At 70.5% G+C, this 16,578-nt stretch carries 17 protein-coding genes; 8 read left to right on the forward strand and 9 right to left on the reverse strand.

Features of this window, described 5'->3' with window-relative positions; genetic code table 11:
* Window positions 1-33: 33 nt before the first annotated feature.
* Window positions 34-1,749, forward strand: a complete 1,716-nt coding sequence (locus HD594_RS02390) for an aminotransferase class V-fold PLP-dependent enzyme (RefSeq protein ID WP_271171278.1) — start codon at window positions 34-36, stop codon at window positions 1,747-1,749.
* 12 nt (window positions 1,750-1,761) lie between these two features.
* Here the strand turns inward: HD594_RS02390 and HD594_RS02395 are convergent, their stop codons facing one another.
* The gene (locus HD594_RS02395; protein WP_184749411.1) at window positions 1,762-2,283 is read right to left on the reverse strand and encodes an adenine phosphoribosyltransferase; all 522 of its coding nucleotides are present in this window, start codon (window positions 2,281-2,283) and stop codon (window positions 1,762-1,764) included.
* 80 nt (window positions 2,284-2,363) lie between these two features.
* Here HD594_RS02395 and HD594_RS02400 point away from each other — a divergent pair, with 80 nt between their 5' ends.
* Genes HD594_RS02400 through sufU form a run of 5 tightly spaced genes read left to right on the forward strand, consistent with a single transcriptional unit; the run spans window position 2,364 to window position 8,123 of the window.
* On the forward strand, window positions 2,364-4,040 hold the full coding sequence (locus HD594_RS02400; protein WP_184752469.1) for a glycoside hydrolase family 13 protein: 1,677 nt from the start codon (window positions 2,364-2,366) through the stop codon (window positions 4,038-4,040).
* A gap of 25 nt (window positions 4,041-4,065) precedes the next feature.
* Entirely contained in the window at window positions 4,066-5,112 is a 1,047-nt protein-coding gene (locus tag HD594_RS02405) for a LacI family DNA-binding transcriptional regulator (RefSeq protein ID WP_184749412.1), read from the forward strand.
* Window positions 5,109-6,323 carry an amidohydrolase gene (locus HD594_RS02410; RefSeq protein WP_184749413.1) on the forward strand — a complete coding sequence of 405 codons (1,215 nt, stop codon included), beginning with the start codon at window positions 5,109-5,111 and terminating at the stop codon, window positions 6,321-6,323. The genes HD594_RS02405 and HD594_RS02410 overlap by 4 nt, the downstream gene beginning before the upstream one ends.
* A 52-nt stretch (window positions 6,324-6,375) precedes the next feature.
* Window positions 6,376-7,668 carry an aminotransferase class V-fold PLP-dependent enzyme gene (locus HD594_RS02415; RefSeq protein ID WP_184749414.1) on the forward strand — a complete coding sequence of 431 codons (1,293 nt, stop codon included), beginning with the start codon at window positions 6,376-6,378 and terminating at the stop codon, window positions 7,666-7,668.
* A complete protein-coding gene (gene sufU / locus HD594_RS02420; protein ID WP_184749415.1) occupies window positions 7,665-8,123 on the forward strand; it encodes a Fe-S cluster assembly sulfur transfer protein SufU in 459 nt (152 codons plus the stop codon). The genes HD594_RS02415 and sufU overlap by 4 nt, the downstream gene beginning before the upstream one ends.
* A 121-nt stretch (window positions 8,124-8,244) precedes the next feature.
* On the opposite strand, the gene HD594_RS02425 is transcribed toward sufU, so the two are convergent.
* The 6 genes from HD594_RS02425 to HD594_RS02450 form a co-directional block, all read right to left on the reverse strand.
* The gene (locus tag HD594_RS02425; protein ID WP_184749416.1) at window positions 8,245-9,225 is read right to left on the reverse strand and encodes an SRPBCC family protein; all 981 of its coding nucleotides are present in this window, start codon (window positions 9,223-9,225) and stop codon (window positions 8,245-8,247) included.
* A gap of 1 nt (window position 9,226) precedes the next feature.
* Window positions 9,227-9,589, reverse strand: coding sequence for an ArsR/SmtB family transcription factor (locus HD594_RS02430; RefSeq protein ID WP_184749417.1), 363 nt, complete (start codon window positions 9,587-9,589; stop codon window positions 9,227-9,229).
* Between the two features lie 116 nt (window positions 9,590-9,705).
* Complete coding sequence (locus tag HD594_RS02435) at window positions 9,706-11,259, reverse strand: S10 family peptidase (RefSeq protein ID WP_184749418.1); 1,554 nt, start codon at window positions 11,257-11,259, stop codon at window positions 9,706-9,708.
* A gap of 107 nt (window positions 11,260-11,366) precedes the next feature.
* On the reverse strand, window positions 11,367-12,077 hold the full coding sequence (locus HD594_RS17795; RefSeq protein ID WP_221446532.1) for a GNAT family N-acetyltransferase: 711 nt from the start codon (window positions 12,075-12,077) through the stop codon (window positions 11,367-11,369).
* A 128-nt stretch (window positions 12,078-12,205) separates the two neighbouring features.
* Window positions 12,206-13,342: a serine hydrolase domain-containing protein gene (locus HD594_RS02445; RefSeq protein WP_184749419.1), complete on the reverse strand. Its 1,137-nt coding sequence runs from the start codon at window positions 13,340-13,342 to the stop codon at window positions 12,206-12,208.
* A gap of 125 nt (window positions 13,343-13,467) precedes the next feature.
* Window positions 13,468-13,863 (reverse strand): hypothetical protein, encoded by a 396-nt coding sequence (locus HD594_RS02450; RefSeq protein ID WP_184749420.1) that lies wholly within the window; start codon window positions 13,861-13,863, stop codon window positions 13,468-13,470.
* Window positions 13,864-14,027: 164 nt separating this feature from the next.
* On the opposite strand from HD594_RS02450, the gene HD594_RS02455 reads away from it, so the two are divergent.
* Window positions 14,028-14,312: a type II toxin-antitoxin system Phd/YefM family antitoxin gene (locus tag HD594_RS02455; RefSeq protein WP_221446533.1), complete on the forward strand. Its 285-nt coding sequence runs from the start codon at window positions 14,028-14,030 to the stop codon at window positions 14,310-14,312.
* On the forward strand, window positions 14,309-14,584 hold the full coding sequence (locus HD594_RS02460) for a type II toxin-antitoxin system RelE family toxin (protein WP_184749422.1): 276 nt from the start codon (window positions 14,309-14,311) through the stop codon (window positions 14,582-14,584). The genes HD594_RS02455 and HD594_RS02460 overlap by 4 nt, the downstream gene beginning before the upstream one ends.
* A 53-nt stretch (window positions 14,585-14,637) precedes the next feature.
* On the opposite strand, the gene HD594_RS02465 is transcribed toward HD594_RS02460, so the two are convergent.
* Both HD594_RS02465 and HD594_RS02470 read right to left on the reverse strand, forming a co-directional pair.
* Window positions 14,638-15,246, reverse strand: a complete 609-nt coding sequence (locus HD594_RS02465; protein ID WP_184749423.1) for a recombinase family protein — start codon at window positions 15,244-15,246, stop codon at window positions 14,638-14,640.
* Window positions 15,247-15,420: 174 nt separating this feature from the next.
* Window positions 15,421-16,206, reverse strand: coding sequence for a hypothetical protein (locus tag HD594_RS02470; protein ID WP_184749424.1), 786 nt, complete (start codon window positions 16,204-16,206; stop codon window positions 15,421-15,423).
* Window positions 16,207-16,578: the final 372 nt, after the last annotated feature.

Here is a 16,578-nt window from a genome sequence, read left to right on the forward strand (position 1 = left end):
CCGGCGCTCGGGCGCCGGGGTACCCTCGCGCGTGTGGACATCGAACAGCTGCGTGAGGCGCCGCTCGTGCGCCGCATCCGCGATTCCGTCATCGGCGACGATCAGGTCGTGCCGGGCCCGTACGGTCCCCGGCGCGTCACCTACGCCGACTACACGGCGTCGGGCCGTGCGCTGACGTTCATCGAGGACTTCATCCGCGACGAGGTCCTCCCCCGCTACGCCAACACGCACACCGAGTCCAGCGGCACGGGCCTGCAGACCACGCGTCTGCGCGAGGACGCCCGCGACGTCATCCACCGCGCCGTCGGCGGCGACGACGACACGGTCGTGATCTTCGCCGGCTCGGGGGCCACCGGCGCCATCGACAAGCTCGTCGGCATGCTGGGCCTGCGCGTGCCCGCGGCGCTCGACGACCGGTACCGGCTGACGGAGGCGATCCCGGCATCCGAGCGCCCTGTCGTGTTCATCGGGCCGTTCGAGCACCACTCCAACGAGCTGCCGTGGCGCGAGTCCATCGCCGACCTGGTCACGATCCCGCAGGACGTCGACGGCCACATCGACAAGACGGTGCTCGAGGCCGAGCTCGTCAAGCACGCGGACCGGCCGCTGAAGATCGGCTCGTTCTCGGCCGCGAGCAACGTCACCGGCATCGTCAGCGACACCCACGGCATCTCGGCGCTGCTGCACGCGCACGGCGCGCTGTCGTTCTGGGACTTCGCCGCCGCCGCGCCGTACGTCGACATCGAGATGTACCGCAACGGCGACCCGGGGGCGGCGCTGGAGACCGGCGAGTACAAGGACGCCGTCTTCCTCAGCCCGCACAAGTTCATCGGCGGGCCGAGCACGCCCGGCGTCCTGGTGCTCCGTCGCGACCTCGCGCGCAACCGCGTGCCCGACGTCCCCGGCGGCGGCACGGTCGCCTACGTCAACCCCACCGAGCACCGGTATCTCGACGACATCGCGCACCGCGAGGAGGGCGGCACGCCGGCGATCGTCGAGTCGATCCGCGCCGGTGTGGTCTTCGGGCTCAAGGAGGCCGTCGGGGTCGAGACGATCCGCGCGCTGGAGGGGGACTTCCTCGGGCGCGCGGTGGCCGCGTGGGAGGACGAGCCGGCGATCCAGGTCCTCGGCAACCTCGACGCCGAGCGCCTGTCGATCGTCTCATTCGTGATCCGCACGCCCACGGGGCGGTTCCTCCACCACAACTTCGTGGTGTCGCTGCTGAACGACCTGTTCGGCATCCAGGCGCGCGGCGGATGCTCGTGCGCCGGCCCCTACGGGCACCACCTGCTCGGCATCGACCTCGACCGGTCGCTCGAGTACGACCGCGAGATCTCACGCGGGTGCGAGGGCATCAAGCCCGGCTGGGTCCGCATCAACTTCAACTACTTCATCTCGCCGGCCGTCTTCGACTACCTCGTCGAGGCGGTGCGGCTCGTCGCGCGCGACGGCTGGCGGATGCTTCCGGACTACCGCTTCGACCCCGAGCGGGGCCTGTGGCACCACCGGCGCGGGCCGGTCGAGCCCCCGCTGCGGCTCTCGCAGGTGCACTTCGACGAGGCGGGGCGCCTCACCTTCCCCCACAACGACCAGCGCGCACCCGAGTCGGCGCTCGCGGGCTACCTCGCCGAGGCGCAGGCGCTGTTCGCCGTCGCCGCCGCCGACCTCGAGAGCGGCACGACGGGGCTGTCGGACGACTTCGAGCACCTGCGGTGGTTCGACCTGCCCGCGGAGTGCCTCGCGCCGTAGGCGCAGGCCGTGTCAGGCGGTGAAGAGGGCGTGGACGTCGCCGACGGCGGCGCGGCCGCCGAGCGCCTCGAGCTCCATGAGCACCGCCGTGCCGACGACCTCTCCCCCGAGTTTCGCGACCAGCTCGTGCGCGGCGATGAGCGTCCCGCCGGTCGCGAGCACGTCGTCGACGAGCAGCACGCGCTGCCCCGGCGTCAGGTCGTCGTGCGCCTCGATCGTCGCGGTGCCGTATTCGAGGGCGTACGAGACGGATGCCGCCGGCCGCGGGAGCTTGCCCGCCTTGCGGATCGGCATCATGCCGACTCCCGCCGCCACGGCGATCGCCCCGGCGAGCAGGAACCCGCGCGCCTCGACGCCCGCGACGATGTCGAAGCGTCCGGCGAACGGCTCGATCAGGGCGTCGGTGACGGCCCGGACGGCGTCGGCGTCGGCCAGCAGCGGCGTGATGTCACGGAACAGGATTCCCGGCTCGGGGTAGTCGGGGATCGTCCCGATGAGCGACTCGGCGCGGGTGAGGGCGTCTGCGGGCTGCACGAGGCCACCCTAGCCGCGAGAGCATCGCGTCAGGTTTCGAGCCGGCATGCAAGCGCTTGCATTACACTGGCGCGATGCTCATGACCGAGACCGGAATCGACGCCGCACCGCTCGCCGCCGCACCCGGCGGACAGTGGTGGCGCACGGCCGTCATCTACCAGATCTACCCCCGCTCGTTCGCCGACGCCTCGGGCGACGGCATCGGCGACCTGCCCGGCATCGCCGCGCACCTCGACGACCTCGCCGACCTCGGCGTCGACGCGATCTGGCTGAGCCCGTTCCAGCGGTCGCCGCAGAAGGACGCCGGCTACGACGTGTCGGACTACTGCGACGTCGACCCGATCTTCGGCACCCTCGCCGACTTCGACCACATGCTGGCCGAGGCGCACGGCCGCGGCATCCGCGTCATCGTCGACCTCGTCCCCAACCACTCGTCCGACCAGCACGAATGGTTCCAGTCCGCGCTGGCGGCAGGACCCGGCAGCGCCGAGCGCGCCCGCTACATCTTCCGCGAGGGCCAGGGCCCGGGCGGCGACCTGCCGCCCAACAACTGGGAGTCGGTCTTCGGCGGCCCCGCCTGGACGCGCGTCGTCGAGGCCGACGGGACGCCCGGCCAGTGGTACCTGCACCTGTTCGATTCGACCCAGCCCGACTTCGACTGGACGAACCCCGAGGTTCACGCGGAGTTCCGCCGCATCCTGCGGTTCTGGCTCGACCGGGGCGTCGACGGCTTCCGCGTCGACGTCGCGCACGGCCTGGTCAAGGCCGAGGGCCTGCCCGACTACACCCCCGACCCGCACGCCGGCTCCATGGGCGGCGAGGAGACCGGTGCGCCGTACTGGGGTCAGGAGGGTGTGCACGAGATCTACCGCGAGTGGCACGCCGTGCTCGCCGAGTACGACGGCGACCGGGCGCTGTGCGCCGAGGCGTGGCTGCCCACGCCCGAGCAGACGGCGCTGTGGGTGCGGCACGACGAGATGCACCAGGCGTTCAACTTCGCCTACCTCGAGACCGAGTGGGACGCCGAGGCGCTGCGCGCCGTCGTCACCGAGTCGCTCGAGGCCTACGGCGCCGTCGGCGCGCCGAGCACGTGGGTGCTGTCGAACCACGACGTCGTGCGCCACGCGTCGCGTCTGGCGCTGACCGCCGAGAACCCGCAGGGTCACGGCATCGGACCGGACTCGCCCGGAAAGCCGATCCCCGAGGTCGGCCTGCGCCGCGCGCGGGCCGCGACCGCCGTGATGCTCGCGCTGCCCGGATCGTCCTACATCTTCCAGGGCGAGGAGCTCGGGCTTCCCGAGGTCATCGACATCCCCGGTCACGCGCGCCAGGACCCGACGTGGTTCCGCACCTCCGGCGAGCGCTACGGACGGGACGGATGCCGCGTGCCGCTGCCGTGGACCGCGGGCGGCACCGCCTACGGCTTCAACGCCACCGGCGCCTCGTGGCTGCCGCAGCCGGCCGAGTGGGCCGTGATGGCCCGCGACGTGCAGTCGGCCGACCCGGGCTCGACGCTGTCGCTGTACCGCGCGCTGCTGGCGGCGCGCCGTGCGCACGGCCTGGGCGGCGGGACCCTCACGTGGCTCACGACGCCGCACCCGGAGGTGCTCGCGTTCCGCAACGACGGGATCACCGTGGTGGCCAACACCGGCGAGCAGCCGGTTCCGCTGCCGGCGGGCGTCGTGATCGCGGCCAGCGGGCCGCTCGCCGGCGACGAACTGCCGGCCGACACGACGGTGTGGCTGACCGGAGCCTGAGCGCTCCGAACGGAAGAATGACGTCGTGGTCAGCATCGACGAGGTAGCCCGTGCGGCGGGCGTGTCGACGGCCACCGTGTCGCGCGCGCTGAGCGGGCGCGGCAATGTCTCGCCCGCGACGCGGGCGCGCGTGGACGCCGCGGCGGCCTCGCTCGGCTACGTCGTGTCGTCGTCGGCGTCGAGCCTGGCGTCGGGCCGCACGCGCAACATCGGCGTGCTCGTGCCGTTCCTCGACCGCTGGTTCTTCAGCACCGTGCTCGCCGGCATCGCCGACACGCTCATGCGTCACGGGTACGACATCACGCTGTACAGCCTCACCGTCGGCCGCGAACAGCGGAGCCGGATCTTCCAGGAGTTCCTGCGCCGCCGGCGCGTGGACGGCGTGATCGCGATCTCGATCGAGCTCGACGCAGACGAGATCCAGCGGCTGCGCGAACTCGACCTGCCGGTCGTCGCGATCGGCGGCCCCACCCCCGGGCTGACGTCGCTCGCCATGGACGATGTGGCGCTGGCACGGCTCGCGACCGAGCACCTGATCGCCCTCGGCCACACGGCGATCGCGCACATCGGCGGCGAGAACGAGTTCGACGTCGACTTCCACATCCCGGTGCGCCGCCGCGCGGGCTACGAGCAGGCGCTCGAAGAGGCCGGCATCGCGGTGGACCCGGCCCTGTACGAACCCGGCGACTTCACGATCGAGGGCGGGTTCCACGCCGCCAAGCAGCTGCTGGGCCGCCCCGGCCCCCATCCGACGGCCGTCTTCGCCGCGTCGGACGAGATGGCGATCGGCGCCATGCTCGCCGCGCGCGAACTCGGCTACCGCGTGCCCGAGGACCTGTCGGTCGTCGGCATCGACGGTCACGAACTCGGATCGTTCTTCCGGCTGACCACGGTCGACCAGGCGCCGCGCGCGCAGGGCGAGCGCGCCGCTGCCGCGATCCTCGGCGAACTCGAGGAGTCCGGCACTCCGGCGCCGCAGGTCGGCCCGGCCGAGCAGCCCTTCCGGCTCGTGGTCCGCGGTTCCACCGCCCGCCCGGACGGCGACCCCGCCGCGGGTAGGCTCAGAGTATGACGCTCGACCTCGAGGCCCTGTACACCGATCTCCACCGGCACCCCGAGCTGTCGTTCCAGGAGACCCGCACGGCCGGGGTGATCGCCGCCAAGCTCACCGAGCTCGGCATCGAGTTCGAAGAGGGCATCGGGCGCACCGGCATCGCCGCGATCATCCGCAACGGCGAGGGCCCTGTGGTGTGGCTGCGCGCCGACACCGACGGCCTCCCGGTCCACGAGCTCACGGGCCTGCCCTATGCGAGCCTCGCGCGTGGCATCGACCCGGCCGGCGCCGACGTGCCCGTCATGCACGCGTGCGGCCACGACATGCACATCACCGCGATGCTCGGCGCGCTCGAGCAGCTGGTGTCGACGAAGGACGAGTGGTCGGGAACGATCGTCACGGTCTTCCAGCCGGCCGAGGAGTACGGCGCGGGCGCGCAGGCGATGATCGCCGACGGCGTGCTGGACCGCTACCCGAAGCCCGACGTCGTGCTCGGCCAGCACGTGACGCCGCTTCCCGCGGGCACGATCGGCGTGCGCAGCGGAACGCAGATGGCGGCATCCGACGGCCTGCGCGTCGTGCTGTACGGCCGCGGCGGCCACGGTTCGCGCCCGCACTCGACCGTCGACCCTGTCGTGATGGCCGCCGCCACGATCATGCGGCTGCAGACGATCGCGTCGCGCGAGGTCGACCCGCGCGATGTCGCCGTCGTGACCGTGGGCTCCATCCACGCGGGGCTGAAGAACAACATCATCCCCGCCGAGGCGGTCCTCGAGCTGAGCCTGCGCTACCCCGACGACGTCGCGCGCGACAAGGTCATGCAGAAGGTCGAGCGCATCATCACCGCCGAGGCGGCGGCATCCGGCGCCGAGACCGCGCCCGACATCACGATCGACCACACGCTGCCGCCGACCATCAACGACGTCGACGCGACGGTGCGCCTGCGCGCGGCCTTCGAGCGCAGCTTCGGCGAGGGGACGGTCGTCGACCCGGGCATGTTCACCGGCAGCGAGGACGTGTCGTGGTTCGCGCGCGAGTCCGGCGCCCCGCTCGTGTACTGGTTCTGGGGCGGCGTGGATCCCGAGAAGTACGCCGCCGCGGAGTCCGCCGGGACGATCGAGAAGGACATCCCGACGAACCACTCCCCCTACTTCGCGCCGGTGATGCAGCCCACGCTGTCGAACGGCGTCGCGAACATCGTGGTCGCCGCCCGCGAGTTCCTGGCCTGACCCGGAGCGACCTCACGAGCCGCACCCAGGCGGGCCAGCGTAGCCTGGAGGGGTGAGTTCCCCCGTTTCCGCCGCGTCGGCGCTCGACGCCGAGGCGCTGCGCGCCGACTTCCCGATCCTCCGGCAGGAGGTCAACGGGCACCCGCTCGTGTACCTCGACTCGGGTGCGACGAGCCAGAAGCCGCAGGCGGTCATCGACGCCGAGGTGGACTTCCTCACGCACACGAACTCCGCCGTGCACCGCGGCGCGCACACGCTCGCCGCCGAGTCCACGGATGCCTTCGAGGATGCGCGCGAGGCGGTCGCGGGCTTCGTCGGCGCCGACGCCGAGCAGCTGGTGTGGACCTCCGGCGCCACCGCGGGCCTCAACCTCGTCGCGTATTCGATCGGCAACGCCACCGCCGGCCGCGGCGCTCCGGCGAGCGCCCGCTTCGCGCTGAAGCCCGGCGACGAGATCGTGCTGACCGAGACCGAGCACCACGCCAACCTCATCCCGTGGCAGGAGCTCGCCGCCCGCACCGGCGCGCGGCTGCGCCACATCCCGGTGCGCGACGACGGCACGCTCGACCTCGAGGCGGCATCCGCCCTCATCGGCGCGCGCACCCGCATCGTGGCATTCCCGCACGTCTCCAACGTGCTCGGCATCGTCAACCCCGTCGCCGAGCTCGTGGCCATGGCGACGGATGCCGGCGCCCTCACGGTGCTCGACGCGTGCCAGTCCGCGCCCCACCTGCCCGTCGACCTCCCCGCGCTGGGCGTCGACCTCGCGGTGTTCTCGGGCCACAAGATGCTCGGCCCGTACGCCGTCGGCGGCCTGTACGGGCGCGAGGACGTCCTCGCCGACCTGCCGCCGTTCCTCACCGGCGGCTCCATGATCACCACCGTCACCCTCGACGAGGCCGACTACCTGCCGCCGCCGCAGCGGTTCGAGGCGGGCACGCAGCCGGTGTCGCAGGCGATCGGGCTGGCGGCGGCCGTCCGCTACCTCGAGGCCATCGGGATGCCGGCCGTGCACGCGCACGAGGCGCACCTCGAGCGGCGCATGCGCGACGGACTGCGCGAGATCCCCGGCGTCCGCCTTCTCGGCGACGCCGAGGGCGTCGAGCGCGTCGCGCTGTCGGCGTTCGACGTCGAGGGCGTCCACGCGCACGACGCCGGCCAGTTCCTGGACTCGCGCGGCGTCGCCGTGCGCGTCGGCCACCACTGCGCCCAGCCCCTGCACCGCCGCTACGGCCTCACCGCCACCGTGCGCGCGAGCGCCGCCGTGTTCACCACGGATGCCGACGTCGACGTCTTCCTCGACGCCGTGTCCGGCATCCGCTCGTTCTTCGGAGTCACCGCATGAGCCTCGAATCGCTCTACCAGGAGCTGATCCTCGACCACTCCAAGCGCCCCAAGGGCAAGGGCCTGGCCGACGAGGAGGGCCGCTCGGCCACGTCGTTCCAGCGCAACCCGGTGTGCGGCGACGAGATCTCGTTGCGCGTGCGCCTGACCGACGACGGCTCGGCGATCCGCGACATCACGTGGGACGGGCAGGGATGCTCGATCTCGCAGGCATCCGCGTCGATGCTCGTGGCGCTCATCGAAGAGGACGGCGGCGACGACGGTCTTGCGACCGAGGACGCCACCGCCCTCATCGACGGCTTCCGCGAGGCACTGCGCTCGCGCGGCAAGATCCCCCTGGACGAGGAGACCTTCGCCGACGCCGCAGCCCTGTCGGGGGTGTCGAAGTTCTCGGCGCGCGTGAAGTGCGCGATGCTCGCATGGGTCGCCCTCGAGGACGCGATGGCGCGCGCCTGATCAGACGCGCGCCCCGGGGCCGGCCGCTCAGTGCATATGCACTCGCCGAGACGACAGGTCATGCGCGTGCATTGACGTGTGCACTCGGCGAGAGCATATGCACTGCACAGGCATCGACGGGCTACACCGCCAGCAGCTCGCGCTCCAGCCGGGCGTACGAGGCCTCCATGCCGTCGGTCATGCCGGTGGCGAGCACCATGTCGCGGGTGGCGGCATCCGGATACATGATGATCATCGTGATGAGCGTCGCGCCGTCCTCTTCATAGAGCTGCAGGTCGTTGAGCGTCGGCGGATATTCCGTTCCGGTCATGTGCTCGGTCGAGACCATGCGGCGGGGCGCGTCCATGAGCGTCACCTCGCCGTCGAAACCGAACGGCTCGCCCTCGCCGCCGTCGACCGGCGCCCACGCGTAGCGGTACGGGCCGGGTGCGGCATCCGGCATCTCGCACTCCGTCATGGTCCAGCCGTCGGGGCCGAGCAGCCACTTCTTCATGAGCTCGGGCTCGGTGTGCGCGCGCCACACCAGGTCGCGCGGGCCGTCGACGAGGCGCGTGATGCGCACCTGGGTGTCGCTGAGCACCTCGGTCTGCGTGCCCTGGCCCTGCGAGTACTCCCGCAGGTCGTGGAGCACGCGGTCGAGCTGACCCATGGCCAGGCGCGTACCCTCGATGGAGCCCATCGCGATGACCTGCTCGAGCGCCTCGGCGGAGGTGAAGTGGCTGACGCACCGCATGCGGCTGCCGGCGCCGGCCTCTTCGAACCCGAACGTCATGCGCATCGTCGGCATCCCGTCGATCGCCGATCCGTCCTCGTTCACGAAGGTGTCGAGCACCTCGAAGCGGTTCGGCTCCTCGATCGCGAGGAACTCCCACGCGCCGCGCGCGACTTCGCCCCGCGGGCCGTTCATGGCGTAGAGCGCGCGTCCGCCGACGCTGAGCTGGAACAGCGCGAACGTCGCCGGCCAGCCGGGAGGGCCCCAGAAGCGCTCGAGCTGGCGGGGGTCGGTGTAGACGCTCCAGAGCCGCTCGACGGGGGCGTCGAACTCGGCCACCACGGTCATGGTGAGCGCCTCGGGATCGCTGGTGATGTCGATGACGGGCATGTCAGTCCCTTTCGCCGGGGTCGGTCCGCGGGGGTTCGGCGAGCAGGGCGTCGAGGCGGTCGACGCGGGCTCGCCACAGGTCCTCGTACTGCGTCAGCAGCACGCGGGCGCGGGCGAGGGTGGCGGGATCGGCGCGGACCAGCCGTTCCCGCCCCTCGGCGCGCTTGACGATGAGGTTCGCCGCCTCGAGGACGGCGACGTGCTTCTGGACGGCCGCGAACGACATGTCGTAGTCGGCCGCGAGGGTCGACACCGACTGCTCCTGCATCGCCGTGCGGCGCAGGATGTCCCGGCGCGTGGCCGCGGCCAGCGCGTGGAAGATGCGGTCGATCTCAGCATCCGTCAGTTCACTTTGTGCAACCATTTGGTTGTACGTTAGACCCGCGCTCCGCGGGTGTCAACCACCGGTTTCGGGAATGGACCGAGATGACACGAGCCGGCTGCCGGCGGCATCCGTCTTCGTCGCGTCGACCCGTTGCGTCAGTGGTCCTGGTCGTCTGCGCCCGCGGGCAGGCAGGCGGCGAAGAACTCGCGCACGTCGGCGGTGAACGCGTCGCGGCTGTCGCTGAGCGTGTAGAACATGTGCCCGCCCTCGTAGGCGCGCACGCGCACGCGGTCGCCGGTGGCCGGAGCCAGGCGCATGAGATCGATCATGCGGCGGGAGCTGTCCAGCGGCGTCACGAGATCGTGGCGACCGTGCACGACGAGCACTTCCAGGTGGGGATTGAGGGTGAGACCTCGGCGCAGGTCGTCGACCGAACCCGGAGGGGCATCGAGCGCATGGTGGCCCTCGTCGGTCGCCCACTTCTTGTTCACCTCGTAGCTGAGCACCGCGTACTGCCGGTCGGTCTCGACCCCGATCTCGGCGCGGAGCAGATGGTTGATCGCCATGGTGAACGCCGCCGTCGAGCCGGCCAGGGTGTGGTCGCCGCCTTCGAAGGACACGCGGTCCGGGAACGGGTCGACGACGGTCTGGGTGACGTCGTAGAGTCCCGCGACCTCGCCGCGATCGCGGAGGATCTCGCGGACCCAGCGATCGATGCGGATGCGGCCCTGTAGGTGCTCGACCACCGCGGGTGCGAGTCCGATGAGGTCGGCCAGGCGCGAGAGCACGGCGTCCCTCTCCTCGGCCGGAACCGCGGCGCCGCGCATCAGGAACGTGGCGTAGTCGGTCGTCGCGAACGCGGCGGCGGCCGCAGCGACCGCATCGGCGCCGTCCGCCGCCTCGGGCGCCCGGCAGCGCCCGTGGTGGAACGCGCCCGCCGCCATGGTCGGAACCGTGTCGACGTACGGGTCGGTAGCGTAGTCGGTGAAGGTGAGCGGGGTGATCTCGAGCGCCGGCGAGATGAGGACGGCGCCGGCGAGCCCGACGCCCTCGTCCTTCGGCAGCGACCAGGCGAGGCGCCCGACGCGGTAGCCGCCGTAGCTCTCGCCGGCGATGAACACCGGCGCCGACCACCGGCCGTTGCGCGACAGCCAGCGGCTGATGAACTCGCGCATCGCCGCGAGGTCGCGGTCGTAGCTCCAGTAGGTCGGCGCATCCTTGCCCGCGTCCGGCTCCGCCGGGATGGGGCGCGAGAAGCCGGTGCCGACCGGGTCGATGAACACCAGGTCGGTGTCGGCGATCCACGAGGCGTCGTTGTCGACCAGGCGCACCGGCATCCGCGCGGTCGAGCCGTCGTCAGGCAGGACGACGCGCCGGGGGCCGATCGCGCCGACGTGCAGATACGCGGACGAGGCGCCCGGTCCGCCGTTGAACACGAACGTCACGGGACGATCGGGGGCCGCGTCGGTGGCGAGATACGAGACGGCGAACACCTCGGCGGCCGGGGATTCCTCCCGCCGCAGCACCGTCCAGTCCGCGGTCGCGGTGAGCGAGATGGGCTCGTGACCCTCGGGCGCCCACGTCATGGGGGCGCTCGCTCCGGGGGGTGCTTCCCATGCGGGGGTGACGGGGCCGCGGGCTCCGGCCTTCGCGTTCGATGCACCGCCGGTGGTTGCGGCATCCGTCGTGTCTGCGGTTGATTCGGGCATCGTCGCCTCCTGGGAGCGGATCTCGCTTCGCCCAGCCTAGTGAGCGCCGTCACCCCGGCCGTGGGTTCGCCGTCTCCCGCCTGACCGCCGCGCATCGGATGCTCGACTCAGGCCGTGACGACGTCCCAGAAGCCGAAGCGGCGGAAGCCGGCCGACTCGGCGAGAGCGACGGAGGCGAGGTTGTCGAGTTGGCAGCGGTACTGCGGTTCATACCCGCGGCTCACCGCATCCGCCGCGATGGCCCGAACGATTCGCCTTCCGATGCCGCGGCCGCGGAGGGAGGGCAGGGTGATGACCCCCACATCGGCCAGCCGTGTGTCACGCCACGGGTACATGCTCGCCACTGCCGCCAGGTCGCCGCTCTCGAACGCGCCGTAGACCAGCCAGTGGTCGAGTTCGACGAACGCCGCGTCCAGATCCGCCTCGGGCGCCGTCGCGCAGAACGCGGCGAACGCGGCCGCGTCGGCCTCGGACAGTGGGCGCGTGTCCGACTGGCCCATGCCCGCGGCGAGCTCGCCGCGCGCTGAGAGCGGCAGATAGAACAGGTTGTCGGCGCCGTTGAGCGCGAGTCCCGCATCCGTGATGCGTGCGCGAAGCTCGCGGGAAGCGATGGACTGCCCGTCCTCGACCGAAAGCAGCGATGCGACGGCCGGTTGAAACGTGGCCAGCCCGCCACCGTCGACGACGTCGAGCAAGGTCAGCGAGAGATCATCCCGCAGTCCCGGATCGATGATGACGCGGAAGGCATCGCGGCGCATACGCTCCGGCGGCACGGTCAGCCAGAAGTCGGTGACGGTCGAGGAGAACGGAGAACTCACCCTGGCTACACTGCCTTACCTCGGCTGAACCGCGGCCCGGATCCCATGTGGGCACTCGTCGGCGATGTCGCGCGCATCCCGCAACGACCGGGCGAGCCGATCGAGCTTCGTCACGACGTGGTTCGCTTCTACGACAGTCCGGCGATGAACTCGCCGACGAGTTCGAAGTTGGCCTTCTCGTGCTTCCACGACTCGGATCCGAATGTTTCGTAGAACGGGTCGGCGGTGACGACGACCACCATGTCGAGGTCGTGCACCAGGACGATGAGCTGTCCACCGTGGCCCCACGCGAAGTTGACGTCGTGGTCGCCGATGCGCGCCGACCACCACAGGTACCCGTAGCCGACGTCACGGAAGTCGCCGATGTTGCCGTACGCGCCCTCCGAATAGGTCTGCAGCGAATCGCGCACCCAGTCCGCCGAGATCACGCGCGTGCCGTCGTACTCGCCTTCGTCGAGGTACAGCATCCCGAACTTCGCCGCGTCCCGCGCGGTGACGTGCAGCTCGCCGGCGGCCCAGTTGTAGCCGTCCACGTCCTTTCTCCAGGGACCGACCTCGCCGCCCATCGGGCCGAGCAGCTGTTCCCGAGCGAGGGTCTCCAGATCGGTGTCGCATGCCCGCGCCACGATGATCCCGAGCCAGTGGGCGGTCAGGTTGCTGTACTGGAACTCGGTCCCGGGGTCCGCGTTCAGGGGGACGTCGGCGACGAGATGTGCGTAGTCGCCGGACCAGACGGCCTCCCAGAGCGCCTCGTCGCTCTCCTCCGGAGGGTAGCCCGCCCGTAGCTGCAGCATCTCCTCGACCGTGATCTCGTTCTTTCGCAGGTCGCCCATCCGGTCGGCGTACTCAGGGAAGAAATCGACCATCCGCTCGTCGACGCCCGCCAGGCAGCCCTGCTCGATGGCGATGCCGACCAGCGCCGACGTGAAGCTCTTCGCCACGGACTGCACCAGCGCCTTCTGCTCGATCGAGCCGATGTGGAAGTAGTCTTCGGCGATCAGGCTGCCGTCCTTGACCACGAGCAGGCTGTAGATCGTCTCGAGTTCCCCGGCGTCGTAGTACAGCTCGGCAACAGCGGCCGGATCCAGTCCCGCATCGGACGGTGTCGACACCTGCCAGTCGCCGTCCGCGACCGGTGCGTAGTCGACGGTCGCGAGCTCCTCGGGCGACGGGCCGCCGCTGCAGCCGGCCCCCAGAGCCAGGGTGGTCGCCACGACGGCGAGGGCGCCGACCGCCCTGCCGACGCCACGGGACTGGGTGCGCATGTCCCCCATTCAGCAACAGGCCCGCACAACACGCCAGGGCCGAAGGTCACCCGCGGCGTCGAAGCACCTGCAGACCGAGAGCCACCGAGGCCGGTCTCGCCTCGAACGCCTTCCGCTGGGCCATGTCACTGATCACTCGTCACCTGCGACGCCTTCGCACGCCGACGCGCGAAGCGTGAGTTGACCACGATCAGCGCCGCGGTGACGAGGCAGAGCAGGAGCGTGGCCAGGTCCGCCGGGCCGACGTCATCAGCGACACTCGCCCCCGCATTCCCCAGCACGACCCCGACCGCCGGAAGGTCGACCAGAAGGCGTCCCCTCCCCGCGAACAGCGCCGCCGCGGCAAGGAGGAGTCCGTCTGCGACTAGCAGCAGCCCGACCTGCTCGGCACCAGCGGTCAGTCCGAAATCCCAGGCACCGGCGACCGCCCCGACGCCCAAGGTCCCGAACACGAGCGCCAACCCGGACAGGATCACCGTCTGCACGATCCAGGGGAGTGAGTGGAGCACGCCGGTCCGCACGCGCACATGCTAGCGAACAGCCGGACGAGAAGCCGACCACTCGACACTGCGCGCAACCGCCGCTGAAGCACCCTCGCTGCGAATCCATCCCGAACGGGCACCGCGCGATGCAGGGACGTCGCGGGGCAGTGCTCCTCAACAGCAATCGCGCTAGAATTATGTACATGACCGTACTCTCCCTGGCGGACGCTCGCGCATCGCTGAGCAAGCACATCGAATCGGCAGCGACCACCCATGAGCGATTCGAGATCACCCGCAACGGTGCTCGAGTCGCAGTTCTGCTGAGCGCTGAGGACTATGACGCGCTCGTAGAGACCGTCGACATCCTGAGCAGTCCCGACGAGGTCGCAGCCTTGAGGGCGGCGATCGCAGAGCTCGAGTCGGGCGACGTGTCGTCGGCAGATGAAGTTCGTGCCGCGATGGTCGCGCGCGGTCGGCTTGCCGAGTGAGCGGGCCCTACGAGGTCATCTTCACGCGATCGGCGAGACGCGCGCTCGAGATCACGCTCCCCGAATCCGTCGCGGCGGCCGTGTTCGAGTTCATCGTCGGGCCTCTGGCCGACAACCCGAGGAGACTGGGCAAACCGTTGCGTGAGCCGCTCGCGCCTTTGTACTCAGCGCGTCGCGGCGAGTATCGCGTGCTCTATCGGATCGAGGACGACCGACTGGTCATCGAGATCGTCACCATCGAGCATCGTCGGGACGTGTACCACCGCCGCTGAGCGCCTGCCGGTCGAGATCGACTCCGCGGGGGGATGGGCGGAGCCGTGGGTTGTCAGAAGATGTGTGCTTCGCAGTTGGCGAGGAACGCCACACGGCGGCGCTGGAGCTCGCGGTACACGGTGGCGCGGGAGACGTTGAACAGCTCGGCTATCTCGGTCTGGGTGTATTCACCCCGGTCCTGGACGTCGAACAGGAGCTTGCGTTGCGTCATGGACAGCTTCGGCTGCTTGCCCTTGAGATGACCCTTCGCTCGGGCGACGGCCATCCCTTCCTTCGTGCGCATGCTGATCAGGTCGCGTTCGAACTCGGCGACCATGGCGAGCACGTTGAACAGCAGCCGACCCACCGGGTCGGTGGGGTCGTACCTGCTGCCGCCGAGACTGAGCGCGACGCCTTTCGTCGTCAGCTCGTCGGCGATGTCGCGTGCATCCCTCACCGACCGGGCGAGCCGGTCGAGCTTGGTCACGACGAGGGTGTCGCCTTCTCGGACGGCGGCGAGCGCTTCGCGCAGCCCAGGCCTGGCCCGGTTGGTGCCGGTCAGCCCGTGGTCGACATAGATGTTCGAATCGAGGACTCCCAGTCGCAGCAGGGCGTCCCGCTGCGAGGTGAGGTCCTGATCGGCGGTGGAGACTCTGGCATAGCCAATCTGTATTCCATTCATGCCGCGAGCGTCCCACCGAGAGCGCGCACGCGCACCAGGGTTGGATCCGTATAGGGCCACTGCCCGCTTGAGGTTCGTCGCGAGCGGACCTGACCGGGCGGGATCGCGATACCACTCGCCCTCCATGGCTCCGGGACGGGGGAGCCATGGGGGATTGCGGCCCGCGGCCGCAGCTCAGCTCGACGTGAGGTCGAACCTGCGCTGGAGTTCGAGCACCCGGAGGCGCTGTTCGGGGTCGAGATCGCGCATCCGCGGGATCGTGTCGGCCATGACGCGCCCTGTTCCTCGGTAGTCCTCAGCGAGCATGGCGTCCAGGTGTGCGAGGCCGGAGTCGATGCTCTGCGGCGAACGCGATCTCAGCAGAAGCTCGACGTGCTCGTGCATCGCCGCGACGATGGGCGAGAACCTCGGCGCACCCCAGTTCTCGTTGAGGATCTGGTACGCGATCTCCGGGTGTTCGCTGCCGGGCTGGCCGAGGCGGTCGAAGAACCCGCCGGCGATCCATTCCATCCACCGCTGCTGGAGGCGCAGCGGATCCGGGACGAGGCGAATCCCGATCTCGAATGAATCGATGTTGGTTCGTCCGGGCCCGCGGTCCGGGACGAGCAGGTATCCGAGCATCGCATCCGGGCACGCGGCGACGATCGCCGCGGCGTGCTCCTGGAGGAACTGGCAGTAGCACCCATCAGACCGAATGACGGAGGTCAGCCGCGAGTGGAACCACGTCACGGCATCGCGAGTCCGGGCGGCCTTCATCGCGAGCCCGACCCACAGGAGCTGATCCTCGTCGAGGGCACCGTCCGCCAGGCATACGTCCAAGGCGCGGTGCCCGACGCCGCGCCGAATGATGATGTCGACGAGGCTGAGCGCAAGGCCGAACACGGTCTGCGTCCGAGCTTCCCGTGCGGCCAGCAGGAGGAACTCCGCCAGTTCTGCGTCGTCGATGTCGCTCGTTGCCAACGTGTTCGCGGTTGCGGTCGGGACCCCTTCTCCGCGCACTCCGGCGAGCATCCCGGCGAGCAGTGGATTCGACCCTGCGAGTTCTTCCAGCCTGACTGTGGCTTCGGCGGCATGCTCGGGATCCATCGGCCTCCCTCGTCTTGGTCCAGTTCGCCTCGGTCTGCCCGGACCTACCCGTCCCTCGGGAGGGCTCCGACACGGCGAGCTCGCGTTGCTCGCGACGATAGCGAAGAGAGCATCTCCGCGCACGGTACGCCAGCAGACGCTGCTTGTTGTGACGCAGCCCAAAGTCCATCCTCATCCGAGCGGTGCTCGAGAGCGGGGCGACGCGTACGCGCTGTGCGGCGCGCGATTGCCGTCGGTCTGCGCGCA

The sequence above is a fragment of the Microbacterium thalassium genome (genome assembly GCF_014208045.1).
In the GTDB taxonomy this organism is placed as follows: domain Bacteria; phylum Actinomycetota; class Actinomycetes; order Actinomycetales; family Microbacteriaceae; genus Microbacterium; species Microbacterium thalassium.

What these genes read in the sequence shown, in the direction of transcription:
- HD594_RS02400 (WP_184752469.1), top strand. Translation starts at nt 2,364, where the DNA reads ATGACCGAGACCGGAATCGACGCCGCACCGCTCGCCGCCGCACCCGGC.
- HD594_RS02410 (WP_184749413.1), top strand. Translation starts at nt 5,109, where the DNA reads ATGACGCTCGACCTCGAGGCCCTGTACACCGATCTCCACCGGCACCCC.
- sufU (WP_184749415.1), top strand. Translation starts at nt 7,665, where the DNA reads ATGAGCCTCGAATCGCTCTACCAGGAGCTGATCCTCGACCACTCCAAG.
- HD594_RS02425 (WP_184749416.1), bottom strand. Translation starts at nt 9,225, where the DNA reads ATGCCCGTCATCGACATCACCAGCGATCCCGAGGCGCTCACCATGACC.
- HD594_RS02430 (WP_184749417.1), bottom strand. Translation starts at nt 9,589, where the DNA reads ATGGTTGCACAAAGTGAACTGACGGATGCTGAGATCGACCGCATCTTC.
- HD594_RS02435 (WP_184749418.1), bottom strand. Translation starts at nt 11,259, where the DNA reads ATGCCCGAATCAACCGCAGACACGACGGATGCCGCAACCACCGGCGGT.
- HD594_RS02445 (WP_184749419.1), bottom strand. Translation starts at nt 13,342, where the DNA reads ATGCGCACCCAGTCCCGTGGCGTCGGCAGGGCGGTCGGCGCCCTCGCC.
- HD594_RS02455 (WP_221446533.1), top strand. Translation starts at nt 14,028, where the DNA reads ATGACCGTACTCTCCCTGGCGGACGCTCGCGCATCGCTGAGCAAGCAC.
- HD594_RS02465 (WP_184749423.1), bottom strand. Translation starts at nt 15,246, where the DNA reads ATGAATGGAATACAGATTGGCTATGCCAGAGTCTCCACCGCCGATCAG.